General features: G+C 37.8%; 3 protein-coding genes. All 3 read right to left on the reverse strand.

Annotated elements, in window-relative coordinates:
* On the reverse strand, positions 1–391 hold a 391-nt coding region (locus CRYPD_RS07610), incomplete at its 3' end, for an RHS repeat domain-containing protein (RefSeq protein WP_138146972.1).
* 6 nt (positions 392–397) lie between these two features.
* Entirely contained in the window at positions 398–955 is a 558-nt protein-coding gene (locus tag CRYPD_RS07615; RefSeq protein ID WP_212744002.1) for a hypothetical protein, read from the reverse strand.
* A gap of 3 nt (positions 956–958) precedes the next feature.
* Positions 959–1,651 (reverse strand): hypothetical protein (locus tag CRYPD_RS08220; protein WP_171004403.1); only part of this gene is annotated, 693 nt, incomplete at its 5' end.

Below are 1,651 nucleotides of genomic sequence, written 5' to 3' on the forward strand. Positions count from 1 at the left end.
CACCACCTGTGTAAATAGCGGCAGCTATTACTACAATTTTCCTGCCGTATTTCTTGACATTTCTCCAAGCTTTTTTCAATGCCTTAAAGGGGTTCCAACTCAAGTAGCCACTCGGATCAGTGTATTTAAGAGGATTATTCATTACATAACTGTATCTGTTGTAACTTTGTGTATTGTAAGGGTCTTGGATATAGGTATCCGCACTTAAAAACCGTCCAATACTCGGGTCGTATACTCTACCATTCATATGAATAAAGCCCATCTCATCAATGTGTTCGTGCCCAGTGAAGCCTCTGTTGGTTAGGGCTGGGATGATGGGGAGTAGTGGGTCGCTGGTACGCCTTTCTCCAAATGCATGATAACTCATACGCTCAACAATATTACCTTCCATTATTCTTCACCATCTTGTTGTTGGTTTTGTCTTTATAACATATGCATATTTTCTCTTATCTTTATATGTAAATATTGCAACTATTGCATATTGTTTAGGGTATAGGTGTTGACTATAAATAAATTTAGCACTAGCAACATTAAAGTAGTTTGTTTTTTCATTTATTTCAAATGAGAATTGCTTCTCTATAGTATAGTCATCTGAGAACATGTATACTGAATGCTTAGAATATATAAGTCTTTTCCCATTATGGACTTTACGCACAGGAACGATAAATATATCTCCCCCTCCCCCTTCATTGCCTTGGTGAAAAGCCACAATAAGAGCATCGCTTTTATAGATACAATTTCCAGTTTCTTTATGAATATAATTTTTATTAACCTCTAAAAAAATCAACTCATCAAAATTCTCATTTCCAAGTTTTTTTGTTAATAGTTCTTTTTCTGATTCCAACCAAGTATCAACTGGCTTGCAAGTAATATTAGACGAAATATATGAACTACTCAACGCAACAAAACTATGTAAAAATAGCAACAGTAAAAGGGGTAATTTAATTAAGAACATAAATTAGTTTGTCCAAAACATATGCCCTTCATAAGGGTGTCCAATGCCAGTTTCTGTGTAGACACTCCTGTTTCCTACGCCACGCCACGCCCTAAAAGAATTTTGATTAATCTGAACATTGCCAACGCGACAAGACCCACAGGGAGTATGAATATCTTGACCTAAATAATCTAAATAAGAGCCACCAAAAACTGTATGGCCAATTTCATGAGCAATACTATCAATATGTCCACCACCACTATAATAAAAATATGTTTTACCAAGAGGTGCACTAGCAGAACCAGGATAGATGGTTAAAGTGCCACTTTGAGACATAATATCAGACCCCTTGGGACTTGAGGAAAAATAAGATAATTCTTTTCTAACTTGGCTAGGCTTTCCACCATGAGAAACATAAGAGCCCTCTGCAGATTCATACAAACCAACAGTAGCACCGTTATCATAATCTTTTGTACTAAACCTAACCTGCAACCCCTTCCCAGCATGCATACTCTCATTAAACAAATACCTAAACGCCCCAGTCTGTGCCCCATTAGCAAACTTACCCCCACCGATAACTGAGACTGTACCCCCAACTACCGCATCTGTAATGGTATTGGCAACAAGCTCGCTAGTATTAACTGCATTACCTGATGAACCAAGGTAAGAACCAACTGAACCTGCTAGGAACCCAGCACCAAAACTACCCCCCATTCT

Source organism: Bathymodiolus heckerae thiotrophic gill symbiont (genome assembly GCF_900180345.1).
GTDB lineage: Bacteria > Pseudomonadota > Gammaproteobacteria > PS1 > Pseudothioglobaceae > Thiodubiliella.